This window comes from Acidovorax sp. KPB24-07 (genome assembly GCF_057543315.1).
Genome location: NZ_BAAJYS010000867.1, coordinates 1 through 698, shown reverse-complemented (window position 1 = coordinate 698; position 698 = coordinate 1). Strand labels below are relative to the sequence as shown.

The 698-nt window shown below is 73.2% G+C and carries 1 protein-coding gene; it reads right to left on the bottom strand.

Going from position 1 to position 698, the window contains the following annotated elements; translation table 11 throughout:
* Positions 1 to 103: 103 nt before the first annotated feature.
* Positions 104 to 565 (bottom strand): dihydroneopterin triphosphate diphosphatase, encoded by a 462-nt coding sequence (nudB, locus tag AC27IQ_RS26360; RefSeq protein WP_487091420.1) that lies wholly within the window; start codon positions 563 to 565, stop codon positions 104 to 106.
* Positions 566 to 698: the final 133 nt, after the last annotated feature.

Genomic DNA, 698 nt, shown 5'->3' with positions numbered 1-698 from the left:
CGCCCGCCTCGCCTTCGTCACCCGCCTCGCCACTGCCCGAACCGGCCGATCTCGCGGCGGTGCTGCGCCTGCGGCCGATGTAGCGCTGGCCTGCAAGCCGCGATCAGGCGGGCGGCGTGAACCGGGGCAGCATCAGGCACGCCTCGGCATTGGAGGGCGAAAAGCAGGCCAGCGCCGCATCGCGCCAAGGCAGCCAGCGCCACGCCACATGCTCGCGCGGGCTCAGCACCACCGGCGTGCCCTGGGGCACGCACAGGCCGAACAGCCGCTCGCGGTTGCGCACCACGCCCGGCGCGTAGCGATGCAGCCACTGCGGCCAGATGTCGTAGACGTTCTCCAGCGCCCAGTCGGTCAGCACGCAGCCGGGGGCGCGGGCATCGATGCCGGTTTCCTCGCACACTTCGCGCACCGCCGCATCCTCGAAGGGCTCCTCGGGCCAGTCCTTGCTGCCGGTGACCGACTGCCAGTGGTCGCCACCGCCCGCCCGGTGGATCAGCAACACATCCAGCGCCGGGGTGTGGACCACCACCAGCACCGACTCGGGGATCTTGAACGCGCCCAGCAACGGGATCAGGCCGCCGCGGCGAGCAAGGACTGCAGGTCCTGCCGGGGCGCGTCCGCCAGCGCACCGGCCGCGCACTGCTGCAGCCACTGCGGCGAGATGCGGCAGAGCATGGCCCGGCCGGCCGGCTCGCCCG